Origin of the sequence: Methanobrevibacter ruminantium (assembly GCF_016294135.1) — an archaeon.
GTDB classification, from domain to species: domain Archaea; phylum Methanobacteriota; class Methanobacteria; order Methanobacteriales; family Methanobacteriaceae; genus Methanobrevibacter; species Methanobrevibacter ruminantium_A.
Window position 1 is genome coordinate 1 of record NZ_JAEDCO010000018.1, and the last position, 18,502, is coordinate 18,502.

Here is an 18,502-nt window from a genome sequence, read left to right on the forward strand (position 1 = left end):
AATAGTTTATTTAATAGTTAATTTAATAGTTTATTTAATAAAAAAAGTTTAATAAATTTTAAAAAAAGAAAAAAGTTTTTTAAATTAAAAAACTTTAATAATATTCATCATCATCGAATCCACCTAAATCTGGGCTGTCAGAAAGGTCGGATCCACAGTTTTCACATATTAATGCACCGATAGGATTCAAATGTCCGCAAACATTGCAGGTTATCATGTTTTCACCTCAATAAATATAAATAGGATTGCATTGTTTTTATTCCAATACAGTTCTAATTAATTATTAAATTATAATACGAATATCCAAATGATTACAAAGATAATCGCTACAATAAATGTCAATGGAGCAATGATCTTACTTACCGCTACGATGGAACTGATGGTGGAAATAAGTTCAGTGGAATTATTTGGACCGAATGTTTTAAGGTTTAGGATTCTTTCAGTATTTGTTCCAGCTTCTACAGGCTCCAAATCTTTAATTGCCTCATTGATTGAAATTTTCACAAACTCTATGATCTTTTCCTTCTCTACGGTTCCAACTGGATTGTAACCTGCAGATAATGTATTTACAGTATGTGTGTCTGTGGTCATAACTTCAATCTCATCAATATCCAGGTCTTCAACTGCATTGAAAATGGTTTCTCTGTATCCTAATTCCATATTGTTTGAATCGAATAATACATAAGCAGTTCTTTGTCCATTAACTTCAATGACCATGGTTTTCAAACCGCTTTCACCAATTCCTTGATGCTTATCGAATCCACCGAGGTCTGTATAGTAGCATCCGACTTTAATGTCATGTTCCAAGTCTAACGGTTCGATTAATTTGATTGTATCGATTAATTGGAACAATTCAGGGTTTCCAGGAAGAACTCCTCCTTTTTCCTCGTTGAATGAATTGTGGCAGTCAACTAGGATATTGTTTTCAGTTCCTAATTCCTTCTGGCTTTCTATCATTGCTGCAAGCCCTACAGCATATTCTATGTCATCACTTCCGGATGGAGCAAATGTAGAAAGCATAATTGTTCCATTCTTGAAGAATTGAACTCCGACATTTGCCTTTTTATATGAATATCTGATAAATTCACTTGCCTTTGGAGAGTATTCCATATCGTCTAAAGCTTTTCTTACAGCATCTTCTATCTTAACAATCTCATCACTTGATACAGGGTTGAAGTCGTGAGTTGATGGGCCATGTGCAACCATGGTAAATGCATCAAAGCTGTTTGCCAATATTGTTGGCATATTGGATCCTCCAATGTCTCCAAGAGGCCCTGGGTGAACGCAAGGACTTAAAAACAATGCTTTAATGCTTCCATCAAGCCTTCTAAAGCTTGCAACACCTACAAGAGTATCAATAGCTTCTCCAGCATTGTCAAACAATTGTTCAATTGTATTTGTCCCTTCATTCATGTGCAAGATGAAATAACTTAGGATTTCCATTGCTCCAAATCCTAAATTCTTTTTCATAGGAGACTCTACAACACTGATGAATGCATAAATTGCAATCAGGAAGATTACACTTGCTATAAGCACTTTAAATATTGTAGTTATATATCCTAGTGAGAATATGTAATCAATATTATTCAGGAAGCTTGTGATAATGAGCATTCCAATCATAAGCAATGGTTGGATAATTGCAATGATAAATGAATTGAAGAGCTTTATTCTAGTGGTAGCCAATATAACAAGGATATTGAAACCAAATGCAATAACACAACCGAATAGGATGGAGTTGAAGAATAAATCCATATTGAAGATAAGTCCCACTGCTGTTCCAAGGATACCTACAATTCCTGCAATGGACATTGATACCAATGCTAAAAACATGGAGTGCTTTGCCTTAAGGTTGATTCCATTAAGTGATTCTACCCATAATTGATCAGTGGAACCGGTTATGATTGCAGGCAATCCGAATACAACAAAACCGAATGCCCCTCCGTAGAAGAAATCTTCTAATCCGTTTCCTACACTAACTGGCTGTAATAAAAATAGGAGAACTCCTATAATAAAACTTAGTATAATTATCATTAGCACTGAACTTTTGGCATTAGGCAATGTTCTAATCCATTTTGATAATCCTGCTACATTACTCATACTGGACATTAATAATCAACCTTTCTCTTCAATAATTAAAATTAATTTAATCTAAATTATTTGGATTTAGATTATTTTTATATATCTAAATAAATAAATTAAATAATATACTATATGAAATTTTTTATATAAAACTTATTCTATTTGTTTTTGAAATTCTTATGGATGTGTTTTAAGGTTTCAAAATCTGATAAAATTTATTTGGTGAATTCATGATAGAATTAAAAACCCCGATTACTGATGATGATATTAACAAATTAAAAGCTGGAGATGTAATTGCAATCTCCGGGCAAATATTGACTGCAAGAGATCAAGCTCATAAAAGAATATTGGAAGAAGGAGCTCCAATTGATATTGAAGGAGCAGTTTTGTTCCATGCAGGACCTATTATTCAGGAAGAAGAAAACATAGATGATTCAGAACCAAAATATAAGATGGTTGCTGTAGGTCCAACAACTTCCATGAGAATGAATCCGTATGAAGCGGATGTATTGGATATGGGCGCAAAGATCATCATTGGTAAAGGTGGAATGGATGATTCTGTCAGAGAAGCCCTAAAGAGAAACAATGCAGTTTATGTTGTAGCCACTGGTGGTTGTGCAGCATTGTATGTTGATAAGGTCAATGAAATAAAAGGAGTAAATTGGCTAGATCTCGGTATGCCTGAAGCCATTTGGGATTTGGATGTGGATTCATTTGGCCCATTGATTGTAGCTATGGACAGTGAAGGAAACAGTCTTTATGATTAATTTTCATGACTAAACTTTATGACTATTATTATTTTCAAATAATAATGCAAATGACAATAACTAAATATTTATATACTAATTATTTTAAATATCATAATAATCTATATTAATTAATTTATTAGTTACCTATTGTTTAATTTAATTTTTATCAGATTAATTTATTTTAAGAATTACGATTATTTTGGTGATATAATGGCAGATATTGCAGAAGCAGCTGAAAAAAAATTAAAGTCAAGAATTAGAAAATTAAAGAAATGCAATAAGGATGAAGAGGAAAAGGAAAAATTCTTCAATCAATTAGGTCTTTCTTTCACTATCAGTTTACCTACCAAAAATCCTGAAAAGCAAGAAGACTTCGTAATGTTATACACTAGTCCTGATGGAAACATCGTTCACGCGGAATACGCTTATTCTGAAGGTGAAGAGTTTACCCAAATGGACATCAGTGAAAAAGATTTAAAAGTTATCATTGAATCATTCTCTGATTTCGAATTAAGTCTTTTAGACTAATTGCATAATTCTAATTTCAAATAATTCTAATTTTTAGAATTATTATTCCTATTTTTTATTAAATTTTTTCAATTCATTATTTTTATTTTTTTATAATTTTTAATCATTATTTTTAATTGTTTTTAGTTATTTGAAAGGTTTTATCATGATTGTCAATAATTCATTGGATGAAGTAAGGAAAAGAGAATCTGCATTGAAAATCATTAAGGAAATCATTAACGATAATGGAAGGGATTCCTTATATGATGTAACTGGACTTTCTGGAGGATTTATAGCAAGTGATGATGAATTGGATCTTCTGGAAACTTATGTAGGTCCCGCTATTTTTGAGGACGAGCTCCAAATTGTGGGAAAAGAGCATCTTGGAGGAGAAAAGGTCTTGGCAGTTAACAGGACAAGTTCCGGAATCTTGGCAAGTGTTTTGGCATTGGTTGAAAAAGGTTCTCATGTCAGTCATTTCTTAGCAGAATTTCCAGCTCACCCATCCATTCCAAGGTCTTGTGCGATTGTAGGTGCAAGCTATGATGAGTTCATTGACATTGATGAGTTCACTATTCCTGATAACACTTCATTGGTTGTTGTGACCGGCTCAACAATGGATCACAAGGTCATTGATGAGGAACTCTTTAGGAAGGTCATTGATATGGCTCATGAAATGGACATTCCTGTGCTTGTTGATGACGCTTCAGGTGCAAGGCTTAGAACTGCTGTTTTCAATCAAGCGAAGGCAACTGAGATTGGAGCTGATTTGGTTGTTACAAGTACAGATAAGTTAATGCCTGGGCCTAGAGGAGGATTGATGGCAGGAAGAAAAGACTTGATTGATGTAATAAAGGTTAAGGCTAATCAATTCGGTCTTGAAGCTCAGCCTCCATTGATTTTAGCAATGGTGAATGGAATCAAGAATTACACTGAAGAGAACTTGGTTAAAGCAATTTCCAGAAAAGAAGAGTTCTATGATTTATTAAGTGAAAAGTACGAAATGTTTGAAAAGACACCAACTGGTGTTATGGTAAGTGAAGATTCCTTAAAAAATCAATTGGAAAGGTTAAATGTTGAAACAGAGCTTTCACAAAAGGATTGCTGTTTTTTATGGGCTATGATTTTATTAAAGGACTTTGGAATCATTACAATACCTGCAGTTGGAATGCCTGGAGCTTCTGCTACAATCCGTATTGATTTGTCTACACAGGATGTGATTGATATGGATTTAAATCAATTGTATGAACAAATAGATAATTCCTTTGATAGATTCTTGGATTTGTCTCAAGATGTTGAAAAATCAAAAGAATTGATTTTCTATTAAAATTAGTTTAAAAAGAGTTTTTCTATTTAAATTATTTAATTTTAATTTTTATTTTTTTTTAAAAAAAAGAGGTAATAAAATGAAAAAGTAATTTTCATTTTATTTTATTTTAGTCTGCTTTATTATTAATAAAGCACTATTTTTTTATTTCAATTAAAAAATAAATTTGAAATAATAGTTTTTAATTTTATTCAACGGTTCTAAGTTCACCTGAGACGATTTTCTCTAATGTGCCGTCTTGTCTTTCAATGATTAAACTACCTTCGTTGTTGATTCCAACAACATAACCTTGGGTAATCTTTCCACCGGTTTGGGTAATGTTTACGTATTTTCCAATGGTATCTGCAAGATCTCTCCAATCCTTAAGAATGGTTTCAATTTCACCATCTTTGTATAATTGGTAAACCTTTTCAAATTCATTTAGGAAAACTGCAATAAGTTCATTTGCATCGACTTTAGAAGGCAATTCTTCAGTTAGAGTGGTTGTACCTATTCTGATGTCTTCAGAGAAGGCCTCTAATTTGAGGTTGCTGTCAATTCCAATACCTACAACAATCCAGTCGATTTCATTGAAAGTTGCATTGACTTCAGTTAATACTCCAGATATCTTTTTGCCGTGAATCAAGACATCATTAGGCCATTTGATTCTAGCATCAACACCTAAAGATCTGATAGATTTAGCTATTGCTACCCCGGTTGCTAAGGTGATTAAACCAATTCTTGCAGGAGGTACTTGAGGTCTTAAGATAAGGGACATCCATACTCCACCTTCAGGAGCTTCCCATTTCTTTCCTAATCTTCCTCTTGCGTTAGTCTGAATTTCAGAAATCAATACGGTACCTTCTTTAGCATCGTGATTCGCTAAAAATTTAGCTATTGAATTAGTGGAAAACACTTTTCTGAAACAAAGGATTTCCTTAGCGATTTCTTCAGTTTCAAGGTTTTCGCAAATTTTCTCTTTTGTAATGTGTTCAGTTTTTCCGAATCCTAATTCCTTGATGGATTCTTCAATAGCCTCATCATTTATTAAGTCTAAACGTTTAGCTTCCTCTTCTGAAATTACATTATGGCTTAGTAAAAGCTTTATCATTTCTTTTTTCATAATAATCACTTAATATGAGTTTAATTTATAAGTTTAGTTTATGAGTTTAGTCTTTTATTTTATAAATTTCATTTTATTAGAATTTATTTTATTTTTGCAGTTTATTTTTGTTTTTTAAGCTGTTGTGCTTGAGCAGCATTGAAGTAAGTTCCAACTGCTCCAGAGATTGCAGCTATTTTCTTTCCAGGCATAAATGTGGATTTCATACGATTTACCCTTTCCAAATCTTCTGCAATTACTTTTTCCATTTCAGCATCAATCCATTTCTTATGCTCATCTACAAAGTGGGTGTGCAAGTCACCTGCAAGGAATGACTCATTTCTGAGTATTGCCTTATGGAATGGAATAGTGGTTTTTACACCTAAGATAATGTATTCGCTTAATGCTCTTTTCATTCTATTTGCTGCGTCATTTCTTGTACGGCCACTTGTGACCAATTTTGAAATCATTGAGTCATAGAAAGTTGGAATGGTATAATTCATGTACACTCCACTGTCTAAACGTACACCAGGTCCACCAGGTGATCTGTAACCGGTAATCTTACCAGGGTTTGGTGCAAAGTCAGCAAGTGGGTTTTCAGCATTGATACGGCATTCGATAGCATGTCCGCTTATATGAATGTCCTTTTGCTCGTATTCCAATTCCTCACCGCAAGCGATTTTAATTTGCTCTTTGATTAAATCAGTATTAGTTACAATTTCAGTGATTGGGTGTTCCACTTGAATACGTGTGTTCATTTCAAGGAAGTAGTATTCTCCATTTTCATACAAGAATTCTACAGTTCCTGCACTGTTGTATCCAATGGATTCAGCGGCTTTAACTGCACTTTCACCCATTCTTTCTCTTAACTCTTCAGTCATGATTGGGGAAGGTGCCTCTTCCAATAGCTTTTGATGTCTTCTTTGGATGGAACATTCCCTATCTCCTACATGGATTGTGTTTCCATGTTCGTCAGCTAAAACCTGGAACTCAATGTGTCTTGGTTTCTCAAGGTATTTTTCAATGAATACGGTTGCATCTCCAAAGTTTTTCAAAGCTACTGATTGGGTTGCTTCAAGTGCACGTACAAGTTCGTCCTCTTCATAAACTGCACGCATACCGATTCCTCCACCACCAGCTGATGCCTTGATGATTACAGGGTATCCGATTGCTTCTGCAATTTCCTTTGCCTCTTCAACATCAGTGATTCCATCAGGAGTACCTTCAATAACAGGGACACCTGCATCTTTCATTAATTGTTTGGAAGTGATCTTATCTCCCATTTTTTCAATATGCTCTCCTTTAGGACCAATAAGTTTGATTCCATTCTTTTCACATTGTCTTCCAAGTTCAGGATTTTCAGCTAAGAATCCGTATCCTGGGTGAATTGCATCTGCTCCAGTTTCAATTGCAGCATTAATGATCTTTTCAATGTTTAAATAAGACTGGCTTGGAGAAGGGTTTCCTAAAGGAACGCTTTCATCTGCATAATTAGTATAAAGAGAAGTTTTATCAGCATCTGAGTATACTGCTACACTTTTCATGTCCAATTCACGACATGCTCTCATAACACGTATAGCAATTTCTCCTCTATTTGCAATAAGTACTTTTTCAAACATGTTATACCTCTTTTTTTAATTATCTTGAAAATTCATGATAAAGAATATATGATTATTATTTATCATTATTATTTATCAAACATTATAATATTATATATGATTAATATTAATATTAAATTTTATCATTATTTTTAAATGTTTTTTGAATCTATAAAAATTATTTATTTTGTATTTTTTATTACTCTCTTAAACAAAATTTTTGAGTAATGAAAAATTGTTTATATGAATAATTCAAAAATATAAATATAAACATATTTTAAGGGGTTAATATGGATAAAACAGAACAAGCTATTTTTGATGAAGAATTACGGGAAAAAGAAATTAAAAGATTAACATCTCCTTTAATTTATAAAGAAAGTAGATTATCTAGAAAAGTTTATGATATTGAAGGAAATGAAATTCCTGTGAGCCAAAGATATGATGGTGAGTATATTCTAGAACCTAAACAAGGCATTTTAACTGATGATGAAATTTTGAAATATGCTTACAAATCTAAAGTTGCTGCTGAAATTAGATTAAAAAGAGGAAAAAATGATTTTAACGATAAAAAATTTCTCTATTCTAATGAAATATTTATGTATTGGTTTGGGGTAATTTTATTTGCAGGACCTCTTTTAATTGCATGGGGATTTATTTTCCATTACATATTTATAATAATTTGTATAATTCTTGTAGCTATTTTAATTTTTTACACTGCATATGTTTTTGTCTTAAAAGATTACACTTCAGAAGAATATAAAACTAAACTTCCAATTAGTAATGAAGATTTAAAACCGAAAGTTAGTATTGAAAAAGAAGAGGAAATAGAATTAACTCCAATAACAAATAGTCCAACACTTAAAAGATACGAAAGTCAAGTGAATGATCTAAAGCAATTATATGAGGTTAAAGAAAAAGTAGCTATTGACATGATTGAAAAGCGCTTTTCACCTACAGAAATGACTTATGAAAAATTTATGTCTACTTTAAAATCATGCAGCAATCTATTTTATGAACAAGCAGAATCCACATTAAACATCATCAACTTCTCAACAGATATTTCTCCAAAAGTGGAATATGAAATAAAAAATAGAATAGATGTCTTAAAATTGATTATTGAAAAAGTAGATGAATTAACTAATGAATTAGTACTCAATATGAGTTCTTTAGATAGTGATTCTGATGAAATAAGATATCTGGTTGAAGATATGGAAAAACTTATAAAATCAGTTAAAGGCTATAAGTAAATGAATAGTTAAATAAGAAGAGAATAGTCATAAATTTATGACTATATAAATATTTTCAAAAATTTTTTAGTGTATATATTTAGTAATTATTGCTATAATATCCGAATAAATACCAATACATATTGTCATTTTGTGCTTGTCGTTCAAGATTTTTCTGATTTTCAAATTGCTGAAGATCATTTGAAACCCATTCAATGTCATCCAAATACTTCATATATTTCATTTGCAACTTATAAAATTCTGCATAAAATTCCTGAGAAGTTAAATTTTGTTTTGGGCTTGTCCTAATAATTTCTTTTACATTTTCATTTAGTTCATCTCCCTCTTGGGAAATGTAATATGTGGAATTTCCACACATAAAATAAATATCTAATGAATATTTGCCTTCAAAACAACTTAAAAACATAAGTACGTCATGACTTTCAATCTTATCCATTTTGACATCCTCTAAATATTTTGATGTGTAATCTTCTCCAAACCTATATAATAAATGATAGTCTGTTTTATAAGAGCGGATAGATAATTTTGAATTTTCTTCATAATAACTATCATTATCTAACTCGCCCCCTTCATATTCGGGAGGTATTTTAAAATCTTCACCTTCAATAGATACTATTTTCCATTTTGAACTATCAACTGCACTAACGTTAGTCAATCCAACGAATAAAATTAGGATAATAAAAATTGCAAATAATAAATAAATTTTTTTCATAAAATTAGTTTATATCTGATATATTATAATTCTTTTCAAATTATAATTTTCATTTCAGATATAAAAATGACAATTTTTGGTAATCTATAAAATATAATAAAATTATAATATATAATATATATTTTTTTTTATTATCAGTGATTTTTATGAAAATTTCAAAAAAGAAACATCTTGAAATGATTTTGGAAAATGTTCCGAATCATCCAAATCCAAAAGTTGGACTTGAACAGTATTCCACTCCTGCAACAATTGCTGCAGATTTAGTGTGGAATGCATATGGTTTAGGTGACATAGACAACATGAGTGTTTTGGATCTTGGATGTGGAACTGGAATCTTTGCAAGTGCATCTTTACTTATGGGTGCAAGCTATTCATTAGGTGTTGACATTGACGATGAATCAATAGCTTTAGCAAAAATCACTCAAAATAACATATCTGAACAATATGATGTAGATGTCAGTAATACAAATTTCATAGTTGGAGACATTAATTCATTTAATTCAATAAGTGATTTATTAAATGAAAGCAATCTTAGCAAAATTGATAATGGTGAAAGTTTATTAAATAGATTTGACACTTTGATTCAAAACCCACCTTTTGGATCTCAAGAGAAGGGAAAAAGGCATGCTGATAGAAAATTTATGGAATTTGCAGTTGGCAGTGCTGATGTCATTTACTCATTTCATATGAAGAATACTGAAGAGTTTGTAATTGATTACTATAGGGATCTTGGTGCAGAAGTCACTCACAAATTGGTATATAAGTTTCCAATTCCAAAAATCTATGATTTTCATAATGAAGAGTCTCGGGATGTAAAAGTTATTGTTTTAAGGGTTGAGAATTTTGAGTCTTAATATTTTTATCTGGAAAATACTTTTTTTAGCAAAACCTTTATATACTATAAATAACTTAAATATTACTAATCTATATGTCTACATTATGTAATTTATAAGAAATTTTTAAATTTTTTATTTAATTTTCATGATTTATTGGTATTAAACATCTGTCTAATGTTAAATATCAGTGTAAAGAATCATTTTCATAGGTTTTTTATGGTTTAGCTTGGGCTATGTTTTGTAGCTATTTAAATCGTGTCAATCATGAATATTTATTTTTTCTTATTTTACGGATTTTAGATTTAATCGGTATTTTAGCTCTTTTTGACTAAATGCTTTATTAAATGTTCAATCATGTTGCATATGGATTAAAAATTAAAATTTGATAATATGCAAAACAATAAAGTATCAGTCTTTATACCGAATTCATTCTTAGCAGAAACTAAAGACTTAAAATTAAAAACATCAAAAGTGGGCTTAATTGGTAGAGCTTTAGCTTTGTTTGAAGTTGATGAAGTCGTTGTTTATAAAGATCTTTCAATTCCGGACAGTGAACAGACAGAGGATGGAGATTTCATAGCTGAAATTCTAAAGTATATGGATACTCCACAATACCTTAGGAAAAAGGCAATCCCTATTAAGCCTGAATTAAGGCATGTTGGTATTTTGCCTCCTTTAAGAGTGCCTCATCATCCTGTTGGTCAAGCTGAATTAGGCGATTACAGACAAGGATACACTGTAAAGAGGAACAAGAAAGGTACCTTTGTAGATATAGGTATGGATAAGTTGGCGTTTTGCAAAGAGCAACTTACTGTGAATAAAATATTTTCATTTAAAATCACTAAGTTTGCTAAAGAGGTAATAGTCACACCTGATGAACCAGATGACATTTACTGGGGATTTAAGACATTATCTACTAATAAAGGTCTTAAAAATAGCTTAAAATTAGTTAATCCCGACTTTGTGGTGGAAACTACAAAGTATGCAGATACAATCGATACTATTTTTGACGAATTGAAATCTAAAGTAGAAAGTTCAAATCATATAGCTATCGTGTTCGGAGGACCATATTCTTCTATTTCAGAAAATGTGGAAAGTTCCAAGTGGGAAACTATAAAGTTAAATACAATTCCAAATCAAGGAACCGAGACCGTAAGAACAGAAGAAGCTGTAATTTCAACTTTAGCTATTTTCAATATACTTTAAGTTAATAGTTCATTATTAACTTCCGCATTTACGTAGCGTTAATACGTAATATTATAAATACATTAAAAAAACATATAGATCGAAGCTTTAGCTATTGTCAGCTTTAGCTTTCAAGGATTTGCTTTATAATTAGACACTATAAAGTTTGCTCCATAAAGGAGATATTCCATAAAGACATGGAATAAGTTATGAAGTCAGATGAGCTTTATAATAAATCTTTGAGAAGTACATAAACAAGTTTGAGCTTGTTTTTCACGTTTATCTAGCTTTATTTAGCTTATATGCTGTTTAATTTTTGCCTCTACAGTCTTAATCTAGATATTTTTATTTAAAGGTAGACTGTATGCCCTATCTAGATATGATTTAGGAGACTGTATGCTAAATTATTAACATAAACTGAATAATCAAGTTTAAACAGTGTAGAATTTTAGCGATTTGACTAAAAGAGCAAATATTGCTATTTATTCTGAGATTCGTTAATTAATAATTGTTTTAAGATTAGACAACTTGAAATAGAAAGAGATTAATGAATCAAATTTTGTAAAAAAATCTATTTTAATAGATTAGACTGATTAATTATAGGAAAAAATTATAGAAACGGAGGAAAAGAATGGTAAGACATCACCAACCAAGAAAAGGTTCTGTGGCATTTAGTCCTCGTAAAAGAGTAGCTAAAGAAACTCCAAGAATCAAAGCTTGGCCAAGTAATGAAGAACCAAAACTTTTAGGTCTTGCAGGTTACAAAGCAGGTATGACTCATGCTATGGTTGTAGACAATGATAAAAACTCTCCATCCCACGGTATGACTGTTTTCACTCCTGTAACTGTTTTGGAAGTACCACCCCTTGTAATCATGGGGATAAGATCATACGAAAAAACTGCTCATGGACTTAAAGCTATCACCGAAGTTATTGCAGATAATTTGGATGAAGAGCTCTCTAGGAAAATTACCCTTCCTAAAGACTATGATAAATCTGAGGCTATTGCAAAAATACAAGACGCTTTAGACAAAACTGAAGATGTTAGAGTTTTAGTGCACACTAACCCTAAGATGGCTAGCGTACCTAAGAAAAAACCTGAAATCTTTGAATGTGCATTAGGTGGAAGTTCCGCTGAAGAAAAATTAAACTATGCACTTAACTTATTAGGTGAAGAAGTCAGAGCAAGCGATATCTTTAATGAAGGACAATATGTAGACGCTATTGCAACCACCAAAGGAAAAGGAGTCCAAGGGGTTGTAAAAAGATGGAATATTAGAATTCAATACGGTAAAGCTATGAGAAGTGGAAAAGGAAGACACGTAGGTTCCATTGGTCCTTGGTCTCCTGAAAGAACTATGTGGACTGTTGCACAAGCAGGTCAAATGGGATACCACAAAAGAACTGAATTTAATAAGAAAGTCTTAAAAATCGGAGATGTATCCGAAGTGGATGCAGTTAACCCTGATGGTGGATTTATTAGATACGGTTTAGTCAAAAACGACTATGTATTAGTTAAAGGTTCAGTCCCTGGCCCTACTAAAAGATTAGTAATTCTTAGACAAGCTATCAGACCTAAGAAAGCTGATGAAGCAGCTCCTCAAATTGAATTTATTAGTACTGCTTCCAAGCAAGGTGTATAGAGGGGTTAGAAAATGAAAGTTAATGTTTATTCAATTCAAGGGGAAGTAAAAGAAGAAATCGAACTTCCTGCTATTTTTAGTGAAGAATACAGGCCTGACCTTATTAAAAGAGCAGTTCTTTCTGCTCAATCTGCTAGAATTCAACCTTGGGGTAATGACCCTATGGCAGGTAAAAGAACTTCTGCAGAATCCTGGGGATCCGGTAGAGGTGCAGCTATGGTACCTAGAATCAAAAGCGGTGCTAGAGCAGCATTCGTTCCACAAGCTAAAGGTGGAAGAAAAGCTCACCCAGTAAGAGCTGAAAAGAATCATCACGAAAAAGTAAACAATAAGGAAAGAAGATTCGCAATCAGATCTGCTGTTGCAGCTACCACTAATGAGGAATTAGTTGCTGGCAGAGGTCACAAGATTGAAAATCTCGAACAAGTTCCTATTATTGTTGAAGATGATTTGGAAACTGTTAAGACTGCTAGTGAAACTCGTGAAATCTTCAAAGCATTAGGAGTTTACGATGATATCATTAAAGCTAAAAACAGCAAACATATAAGAGCAGGTAGAGGAAAAACAAGAGGACGTAAATACAAATCCAGCAAAGGACCTCTAGTGGTTGTAGCTGAAGACAAAGGCATTGGCTTAGGTGCAAGAAACCACGCTGGTGTGGAAGTCGTTACAGCAGAAAACTTAAATGCTGAATTATTAGCACCTGGTACTCATGCTGGTAGGTTAACTGTTTATACTAAGTCCGCTGTTGAAAAATTAGGAGGATTATTCCAATAGATTCCTTAGGAATTTATTAGGTATAGTTTAAGAAGGTGGATATTTATGGATCCTTATAAAATTATTGTTAAACCTCATGTAACTGAGAAAACTATGAATTTAATTGATCAAAACAACGAACTTGCTTTTGTTGTTAGAAGAACATCTACAAAAGCTCAAATCAAAAAGGCTTTTGAACAGCTATACGACCAGGAAGTAGCAAGAGTAAACACTCACATCACTCCAAAAGGTGTAAAATTAGCTTATGTCAAACTCACTGAAGAAGGCGAAGCTGAAGATGTAGCTGTTAAAATGGGAGTATTCTAAGGAGGATTGATTATGGGAAAACGATTAATACACCAACGTAGAGGAAGAGGAACTCCTGCTCACCGTGTTGCTTCTCACAGATTCAAAGATAAAATCCAATACAGAGCATACGATGATTTAGAAAAAGAAGGTAGTTTAAAAGGTAAAGTTGTAGAAATCATTCACGACCCTGCAAGAACTGCTCCTATTGCTTTAGTTAAATTCGAAAATGGTGAAAAAAGACATATTTTAGCTCCTGAAACCATTCAAGTTGAGGATGATATCGAATGCGGTATTTCAGCACCAATCAGTTTCGGTAACACTTTACCATTAGCTGAAATCCCTGAAGGTACTCCAATTTACAATATTGAAAACACTCCAGGAGACGGAGGTCGTTTCGTAAGATCTTCTGGAACTTATGCTTCTTTAATTACCCATGATGCAACTCAAGCTGTTGTAGAATTACCATCTGGTGAATTAAAATCTTTCCATCCTCAATGCCGTGCAAGTATCGGTGTTGTAGCGGGTGGAGGAAGAAAAGAAAAACCTTTCTTGAAAGCAGGTGTCAGATGGCATGCTTATAAAGCTAAAGGTAAGAAGTTTATGACTGTTAGAGGAGTAGCAATGAACGCTGTTGACCACCCTCACGGAGGAGGTAACAGACAACACCCAGGTCGTCCTACTACTATTTCAAGACACGCACCACCTGGAAGAAAAGTTGGTTCAATTGCAGCTAAACGTACTGGAAAAAGAAGATAATTTAAGGAGATGTGTCATTGGCTAGAAAAATATTTAAATACAGAGGATATACTATTGAAGAATTAAAAGAAATGTCCTTGGAAGAATTTATTGAACTTTTACCAGCAAGACAAAGAAGATCCTTAAAAAGAGGATTCTTACCAAGACAACAGTCTGTGTTGGATAAAATGAGAAAATTACAAAAACAAGATAAAAAAGGTGGAAAACCTGTAGTAGTTAGGACCCACTGTAGAGATATGATTGTTATTCCTGAAATGGTAGGAACTACTTTCGGTATTTACAATGGTAGAGACTTTGTTGAAGTAACTTTCACCCCTGAAATGTTAGGATGCTTCTTTGGTGAATTCGCACCAACCAGAGCTAGAGTTCAACATGGTGACCCAGGTATGGGAGCTACTAGATCATCTATGTTTGTACCACTTAAATAAGGAGATTAAAACATGGCTAAAAATAAATACGCTTATAACAATAAAGATGCTGATGAATCCAAAACAGCACGTGCTATGGCAAGATCCCTTAAAGTTTCCCCTAAACATTGTGTGGAAATTTGTAGTGCAATTAGAGGCATGGATGTTGCTAAAGCAAAAGCATACTTAAATGATGTAATTGAAATGAAAAAAGCTGTTCCTTTCAAAAGACACAACAGAGATGTTGGTCACAGAAAAGGTATGAAAGGTTGGGCTGCTGGAAGATACCCTGTAAAAGCTTCTAAAGCAATTTTAAATGTTATTGAAAATGCAGAAGCAAATGCAGAATACAAAGGTATGGATGTAGAAAACCTTAAGATTGAACATATCTCTTCCCACAGAGGTATGGTCATTAGAGGAGCTAGACCAAGAGCATTTGGTAGAGTAACTCCATTCAACACTCCAACTACCCATATTCAAATAGTTTTAGTGGAGGCTTAAATAATGATAGAAAAAGATTTCGTTACAGAAGGTCTCAGAAGAACCAAAATTGATGAATATTTAGAAAAAGAACTCGAAAGAGCAGGTTACGGAGGAATGGAAATCCAAGTTACTCCTTTAGGAACTATGGTAATCGTTTATGCTGAAAGACCTGGTATGGTAATCGGTAGAGGTGGAAAAACCGTAAGAGCTATTACCCAAAGTCTTAAAACCAAATTTGACTTGGACAACCCTCAAGTGGAAGTTAAAGAAGTTGACGTACCTGAATTGAATGCTAGAATCATGGCTTCTAAAATAGCAAATATGCTCCAAAGAGGTATGCACTTCAGAAGAGTAGCATATTCCACTATCCGCAGAATCATGGGTGCTGGAGCTCAAGGTGTAGAAGTAACTATTTCCGGTAAAATCAGAGGTTCCAGATCTGCTGTAGCTAAATTCACTGAAGGTTACATTAAGAAATGTGGTGAACCTGCAACCAGATTCGTAGAAGAAGGTTTCGCTACCGCACCTTTAAAACCTGGTGTTTTAGGTATTGTTGTTAGAATCATGCCTCCTGAAGCAGTTTTACCTGATAAAGTAGATATTCTTGCTCCTATTGCAGAACCTGTAGAAGAAATTGTTGAAGAAGAAGTGGCTGAAGAGGAAGTGGAAGTAGTCGAAGCTGAAGAAGACCTCGAAGACTTAGAAGAAATTGAAGAAGTTGAAGAAGTAGTCGAAGCTGAAGAAGACCTCGAAGAACTTGAAGCAGCTACCGAAGATTCCGAAGAGGAATAATCTTTAAGGAGTTGAGAAAATGGCAATTTTAAGAAGTAAAGAAATTTGGGAAATGGAAATTGAGGACATCGAAGAAAAATTGGTGGAACTCAAAGCAGAACTCGCTAAAAACGTTTCCAAAAGTGCTGCTGCAGGTGTTAATGAAAACCCTGGTAAAATTAGAGAACTCAAAAGGACTATTGCTCGTGTTCTTACAATTATGAACCAAAAACAGAAGGAGAATTAAATGTCAAAAATCTGTGATGTATGTGGTCTTCCTGAAGAACTTTGTGTTTGCGAAGAAATCGCAAGAGAAGTTCAATCTGTAAAAGTGTTTACAGTCAGAAGAAGATTTGGAAAACTTATGACTATTGTCGAAGGTATAGATGAACATGATATAGATATTAAGGAACTTACTAAAACTCTTAAAGCTAAATGCGCTTGTGGAGGAACCGCTAAGAAAGGTCAAATTGAACTCCAAGGAGATCATAAGGCAAGAGTTAAAGAAGTTTTATCTGAAATGGGATTCTCTTCCGATACTATTGAAATCAGAGATTCTGATAAGAAATACAATAATAGAAGAAGACACTAATGTCATGAATCATATCCTAAATTCACATACTGAGGCTTAGAATGATAAGCTCAAAAAATATATTCTATCATGAATTAATTGGGTTAGAACTTAAAGTTGTTGACAGTTCCAATCCCTCTTTGATAGGGTTACAAGGAACCGTCATTGATGAAACCAAAAAGACTTTAAGGATTGAAGTGAAGGAAAAGGTTCAGGATAAAGACTTAAGTTCTAATCAGAATGATTTTAATTTAATTTATAATGAGAAATTAATTCAGAAAGATGTTTCTGTATTTCAATTTAAGGTTCCGGATGGAACCATAGTTGAAATTGATGGTAAAATATTGTTGAATCGTCCTGAAGATAGGATAAAAAGAAGATATAAAAAAATTTAATGGTGATAAAATGGTTGGTCTTAATGTTAAGGAACCAGAAACTAAATGTGATGATCCTAACTGCCCTTTCCATGGTAATTTATCTGTTAGAGGACAAGTCCTTGAAGGAGTTGTTACTACAAATAAAGCAGAAAGGACTATTACTGTAGAACGTAGTTTCTACAAGTTCATTAGAAAATACGAAAGATACGAAAAAAGAAAATCAAGAATTAACGTTCACAAACCTGATTGTCTTGATGTAAAAATTGGTGACGCTGTAAAAATTGCAGAATGTAGACCATTAAGTAAAACTAAACACTTTGTATTAGTTGAAGTAAAAGGTGATGATTAGAATGAAACCTACTACATCCAGCGTAACTAAAGCTTTACCAATTGGTGCAAGACTTCAATGTGTTGACAATACTGGTGCTCGTGAAATCGAAATTATTTCCGTAAAAGGATTTAAAGGTGTTCGTAGAAGACTCGACGTAGCTGGTGTCGGTGATATGGTAGTTGCTTCTGTTAAAAAAGGAACTGCTGATATGAGAAGAGAAGTTGTCAATGCAGTTGTTGTAAGACAGAAAAAAGAATACAGACGTGCTGATGGTCTTCGTGTAAAATTCGAAGACAATGCTGCAGTGATCATTACTCCTGAAGGAGTATTGAAAGGTTCTGAAATCAGAGGACCTGTTGCTAAAGAAGCAGCTGACAAATGGCCTAGTGTAGGCAGTGCAGCAAGCATATTAATTTAAGTTTATGGTGATTAAATGTCAATTCAACCAAGAAAACAAAGAAAAGCTCTCTACACTGCTCCTTTACACATTCGTCGTAAACTCATGAGTGCTAATTTAAGCAAAGATTTAAGAGCAGACATTGGTAAAAGATCTTTACCAATAAGAGTTGGAGATAAAGTTCAAGTTGTTCGTGGTGACTTTAAAGGTCATGAAGGAAAAGTTGAATCTATTGATGCAAAAAGATACAAAGTTACCGTTGAAGGTGTTACTTTAAGCAAACCTGACGGAAACGCTGTATTACTTCCAATTCACCCATCCAACTTGATGATTATTGAAGCTGATTTAAAAGATGAAAGAAGATTAAATATGGAGGAATAA

The 18,502-nt window shown here is 33.1% G+C and carries 24 protein-coding genes; 19 read left to right on the forward strand and 5 right to left on the reverse strand.

What is annotated here, in order from left to right; translation table 11 throughout:
* Positions 1-94 precede the first annotated feature (94 nt).
* Together VW161_RS05385 and VW161_RS05390 are read right to left on the reverse strand one after the other, a co-directional pair.
* A complete protein-coding gene (locus tag VW161_RS05385) occupies positions 95-217 on the reverse strand; it encodes a hypothetical protein (RefSeq protein ID WP_296855531.1) in 123 nt (40 codons plus the stop codon).
* A 71-nt stretch (positions 218-288) separates the two neighbouring features.
* Entirely contained in the window at positions 289-2,106 is a 1,818-nt protein-coding gene (locus VW161_RS05390) for a DUF2070 family protein (RefSeq protein WP_304088148.1), read from the reverse strand.
* Between the two features lie 203 nt (positions 2,107-2,309).
* Here VW161_RS05390 and VW161_RS05395 point away from each other — a divergent pair, with 203 nt between their 5' ends.
* The 3 genes from VW161_RS05395 (at position 2,310) to VW161_RS05405 (ending at position 4,662) form a co-directional block, all read left to right on the forward strand.
* A complete protein-coding gene (locus tag VW161_RS05395; RefSeq protein ID WP_304094155.1) occupies positions 2,310-2,846 on the forward strand; it encodes a FumA C-terminus/TtdB family hydratase beta subunit in 537 nt (178 codons plus the stop codon).
* 192 nt (positions 2,847-3,038) lie between these two features.
* Complete coding sequence (locus VW161_RS05400; protein ID WP_292788048.1) at positions 3,039-3,356, forward strand: hypothetical protein; 318 nt, start codon at positions 3,039-3,041, stop codon at positions 3,354-3,356.
* A gap of 145 nt (positions 3,357-3,501) precedes the next feature.
* Complete coding sequence (locus tag VW161_RS05405) at positions 3,502-4,662, forward strand: TIGR03576 family pyridoxal phosphate-dependent enzyme (protein WP_304088142.1); 1,161 nt, start codon at positions 3,502-3,504, stop codon at positions 4,660-4,662.
* A 187-nt stretch (positions 4,663-4,849) separates the two neighbouring features.
* Here VW161_RS05405 and VW161_RS05410 read toward each other — a convergent pair whose 3' ends face one another.
* Positions 4,850-5,764 carry a biotin--[acetyl-CoA-carboxylase] ligase gene (locus VW161_RS05410; protein WP_304088139.1) on the reverse strand — a complete coding sequence of 305 codons (915 nt, stop codon included), beginning with the start codon at positions 5,762-5,764 and terminating at the stop codon, positions 4,850-4,852.
* 101 nt (positions 5,765-5,865) lie between these two features.
* Positions 5,866-7,362 carry an acetyl-CoA carboxylase biotin carboxylase subunit gene (locus VW161_RS05415; protein ID WP_304088137.1) on the reverse strand — a complete coding sequence of 499 codons (1,497 nt, stop codon included), beginning with the start codon at positions 7,360-7,362 and terminating at the stop codon, positions 5,866-5,868.
* A gap of 269 nt (positions 7,363-7,631) precedes the next feature.
* Here VW161_RS05415 and VW161_RS05420 point away from each other — a divergent pair, with 269 nt between their 5' ends.
* Positions 7,632-8,588, forward strand: coding sequence for a hypothetical protein (locus VW161_RS05420; protein ID WP_325192775.1), 957 nt, complete (start codon positions 7,632-7,634; stop codon positions 8,586-8,588).
* Positions 8,589-8,667: 79 nt separating this feature from the next.
* On the opposite strand, the gene VW161_RS05425 is transcribed toward VW161_RS05420, so the two are convergent.
* On the reverse strand, positions 8,668-9,243 hold the full coding sequence (locus VW161_RS05425) for a hypothetical protein (RefSeq protein ID WP_325192776.1): 576 nt from the start codon (positions 9,241-9,243) through the stop codon (positions 8,668-8,670).
* A 203-nt stretch (positions 9,244-9,446) separates the two neighbouring features.
* Between VW161_RS05425 and VW161_RS05430 the strand changes: the two genes are divergently transcribed.
* The 15 genes from VW161_RS05430 (at position 9,447) to rplX (ending at position 18,502) form a co-directional block, all read left to right on the forward strand.
* Entirely contained in the window at positions 9,447-10,154 is a 708-nt protein-coding gene (locus VW161_RS05430) for an METTL5 family protein (protein ID WP_325192777.1), read from the forward strand.
* A gap of 372 nt (positions 10,155-10,526) precedes the next feature.
* Positions 10,527-11,342 carry a putative RNA uridine N3 methyltransferase gene (locus VW161_RS05435; RefSeq protein ID WP_298534787.1) on the forward strand — a complete coding sequence of 272 codons (816 nt, stop codon included), beginning with the start codon at positions 10,527-10,529 and terminating at the stop codon, positions 11,340-11,342.
* Between the two features lie 610 nt (positions 11,343-11,952).
* The gene (gene rpl3p / locus VW161_RS05440; protein ID WP_298534785.1) at positions 11,953-12,963 is read left to right on the forward strand and encodes a 50S ribosomal protein L3; all 1,011 of its coding nucleotides are present in this window, start codon (positions 11,953-11,955) and stop codon (positions 12,961-12,963) included.
* 12 nt (positions 12,964-12,975) lie between these two features.
* Entirely contained in the window at positions 12,976-13,740 is a 765-nt protein-coding gene (gene rpl4p, locus VW161_RS05445; protein ID WP_292788489.1) for a 50S ribosomal protein L4, read from the forward strand.
* A gap of 45 nt (positions 13,741-13,785) precedes the next feature.
* On the forward strand, positions 13,786-14,046 hold the full coding sequence (locus tag VW161_RS05450; RefSeq protein ID WP_304086029.1) for a 50S ribosomal protein L23: 261 nt from the start codon (positions 13,786-13,788) through the stop codon (positions 14,044-14,046).
* A gap of 12 nt (positions 14,047-14,058) precedes the next feature.
* Positions 14,059-14,784 (forward strand): 50S ribosomal protein L2, encoded by a 726-nt coding sequence (locus VW161_RS05455; RefSeq protein ID WP_304086027.1) that lies wholly within the window; start codon positions 14,059-14,061, stop codon positions 14,782-14,784.
* A gap of 17 nt (positions 14,785-14,801) precedes the next feature.
* On the forward strand, positions 14,802-15,212 hold the full coding sequence (gene rpsS / locus VW161_RS05460) for a 30S ribosomal protein S19 (RefSeq protein ID WP_295604755.1): 411 nt from the start codon (positions 14,802-14,804) through the stop codon (positions 15,210-15,212).
* A gap of 12 nt (positions 15,213-15,224) precedes the next feature.
* Entirely contained in the window at positions 15,225-15,692 is a 468-nt protein-coding gene (locus VW161_RS05465; protein WP_295604753.1) for a 50S ribosomal protein L22, read from the forward strand.
* Positions 15,693-15,695: 3 nt separating this feature from the next.
* Positions 15,696-16,466, forward strand: coding sequence for a 30S ribosomal protein S3 (locus tag VW161_RS05470; RefSeq protein ID WP_304086024.1), 771 nt, complete (start codon positions 15,696-15,698; stop codon positions 16,464-16,466).
* A 19-nt stretch (positions 16,467-16,485) separates the two neighbouring features.
* Positions 16,486-16,692, forward strand: a complete 207-nt coding sequence (gene rpmC / locus VW161_RS05475; protein ID WP_012955660.1) for a 50S ribosomal protein L29 — start codon at positions 16,486-16,488, stop codon at positions 16,690-16,692.
* Entirely contained in the window at positions 16,693-17,037 is a 345-nt protein-coding gene (gene yciH, locus VW161_RS05480) for a stress response translation initiation inhibitor YciH (protein ID WP_304086021.1), read from the forward strand.
* A 41-nt stretch (positions 17,038-17,078) separates the two neighbouring features.
* Positions 17,079-17,411 (forward strand): ribonuclease P protein component 1, encoded by a 333-nt coding sequence (locus tag VW161_RS05485; protein WP_304086020.1) that lies wholly within the window; start codon positions 17,079-17,081, stop codon positions 17,409-17,411.
* Positions 17,412-17,421: 10 nt separating this feature from the next.
* Positions 17,422-17,742 carry a 30S ribosomal protein S17 gene (locus tag VW161_RS05490; protein ID WP_295604746.1) on the forward strand — a complete coding sequence of 107 codons (321 nt, stop codon included), beginning with the start codon at positions 17,422-17,424 and terminating at the stop codon, positions 17,740-17,742.
* 1 nt (position 17,743) lies between these two features.
* Positions 17,744-18,142 carry a 50S ribosomal protein L14 gene (locus tag VW161_RS05495; protein WP_012955664.1) on the forward strand — a complete coding sequence of 133 codons (399 nt, stop codon included), beginning with the start codon at positions 17,744-17,746 and terminating at the stop codon, positions 18,140-18,142.
* A gap of 15 nt (positions 18,143-18,157) precedes the next feature.
* Positions 18,158-18,502, forward strand: coding sequence for a 50S ribosomal protein L24 (rplX, locus tag VW161_RS05500; RefSeq protein WP_298534772.1), 345 nt, complete (start codon positions 18,158-18,160; stop codon positions 18,500-18,502).

What these genes read in the sequence shown, in the direction of transcription:
- VW161_RS05385 (WP_296855531.1), bottom strand. Translation starts at nt 217, where the DNA reads ATGATAACCTGCAATGTTTGCGGACATTTGAATCCTATCGGTGCATTA.
- VW161_RS05390 (WP_304088148.1), bottom strand. Translation starts at nt 2,106, where the DNA reads ATGTCCAGTATGAGTAATGTAGCAGGATTATCAAAATGGATTAGAACA.
- VW161_RS05395 (WP_304094155.1), top strand. Translation starts at nt 2,310, where the DNA reads ATGATAGAATTAAAAACCCCGATTACTGATGATGATATTAACAAATTA.
- VW161_RS05400 (WP_292788048.1), top strand. Translation starts at nt 3,039, where the DNA reads ATGGCAGATATTGCAGAAGCAGCTGAAAAAAAATTAAAGTCAAGAATT.
- VW161_RS05405 (WP_304088142.1), top strand. Translation starts at nt 3,502, where the DNA reads ATGATTGTCAATAATTCATTGGATGAAGTAAGGAAAAGAGAATCTGCA.
- VW161_RS05410 (WP_304088139.1), bottom strand. Translation starts at nt 5,764, where the DNA reads ATGAAAAAAGAAATGATAAAGCTTTTACTAAGCCATAATGTAATTTCA.
- VW161_RS05415 (WP_304088137.1), bottom strand. Translation starts at nt 7,362, where the DNA reads ATGTTTGAAAAAGTACTTATTGCAAATAGAGGAGAAATTGCTATACGT.
- VW161_RS05420 (WP_325192775.1), top strand. Translation starts at nt 7,632, where the DNA reads ATGGATAAAACAGAACAAGCTATTTTTGATGAAGAATTACGGGAAAAA.
- VW161_RS05430 (WP_325192777.1), top strand. Translation starts at nt 9,447, where the DNA reads ATGAAAATTTCAAAAAAGAAACATCTTGAAATGATTTTGGAAAATGTT.
- VW161_RS05435 (WP_298534787.1), top strand. Translation starts at nt 10,527, where the DNA reads ATGCAAAACAATAAAGTATCAGTCTTTATACCGAATTCATTCTTAGCA.
- rpl3p (WP_298534785.1), top strand. Translation starts at nt 11,953, where the DNA reads ATGGTAAGACATCACCAACCAAGAAAAGGTTCTGTGGCATTTAGTCCT.
- rpl4p (WP_292788489.1), top strand. Translation starts at nt 12,976, where the DNA reads ATGAAAGTTAATGTTTATTCAATTCAAGGGGAAGTAAAAGAAGAAATC.
- VW161_RS05450 (WP_304086029.1), top strand. Translation starts at nt 13,786, where the DNA reads ATGGATCCTTATAAAATTATTGTTAAACCTCATGTAACTGAGAAAACT.
- VW161_RS05455 (WP_304086027.1), top strand. Translation starts at nt 14,059, where the DNA reads ATGGGAAAACGATTAATACACCAACGTAGAGGAAGAGGAACTCCTGCT.
- VW161_RS05465 (WP_295604753.1), top strand. Translation starts at nt 15,225, where the DNA reads ATGGCTAAAAATAAATACGCTTATAACAATAAAGATGCTGATGAATCC.
- VW161_RS05470 (WP_304086024.1), top strand. Translation starts at nt 15,696, where the DNA reads ATGATAGAAAAAGATTTCGTTACAGAAGGTCTCAGAAGAACCAAAATT.
- rpmC (WP_012955660.1), top strand. Translation starts at nt 16,486, where the DNA reads ATGGCAATTTTAAGAAGTAAAGAAATTTGGGAAATGGAAATTGAGGAC.
- yciH (WP_304086021.1), top strand. Translation starts at nt 16,693, where the DNA reads ATGTCAAAAATCTGTGATGTATGTGGTCTTCCTGAAGAACTTTGTGTT.
- VW161_RS05485 (WP_304086020.1), top strand. Translation starts at nt 17,079, where the DNA reads ATGATAAGCTCAAAAAATATATTCTATCATGAATTAATTGGGTTAGAA.
- VW161_RS05490 (WP_295604746.1), top strand. Translation starts at nt 17,422, where the DNA reads ATGGTTGGTCTTAATGTTAAGGAACCAGAAACTAAATGTGATGATCCT.
- VW161_RS05495 (WP_012955664.1), top strand. Translation starts at nt 17,744, where the DNA reads ATGAAACCTACTACATCCAGCGTAACTAAAGCTTTACCAATTGGTGCA.
- rplX (WP_298534772.1), top strand. Translation starts at nt 18,158, where the DNA reads ATGTCAATTCAACCAAGAAAACAAAGAAAAGCTCTCTACACTGCTCCT.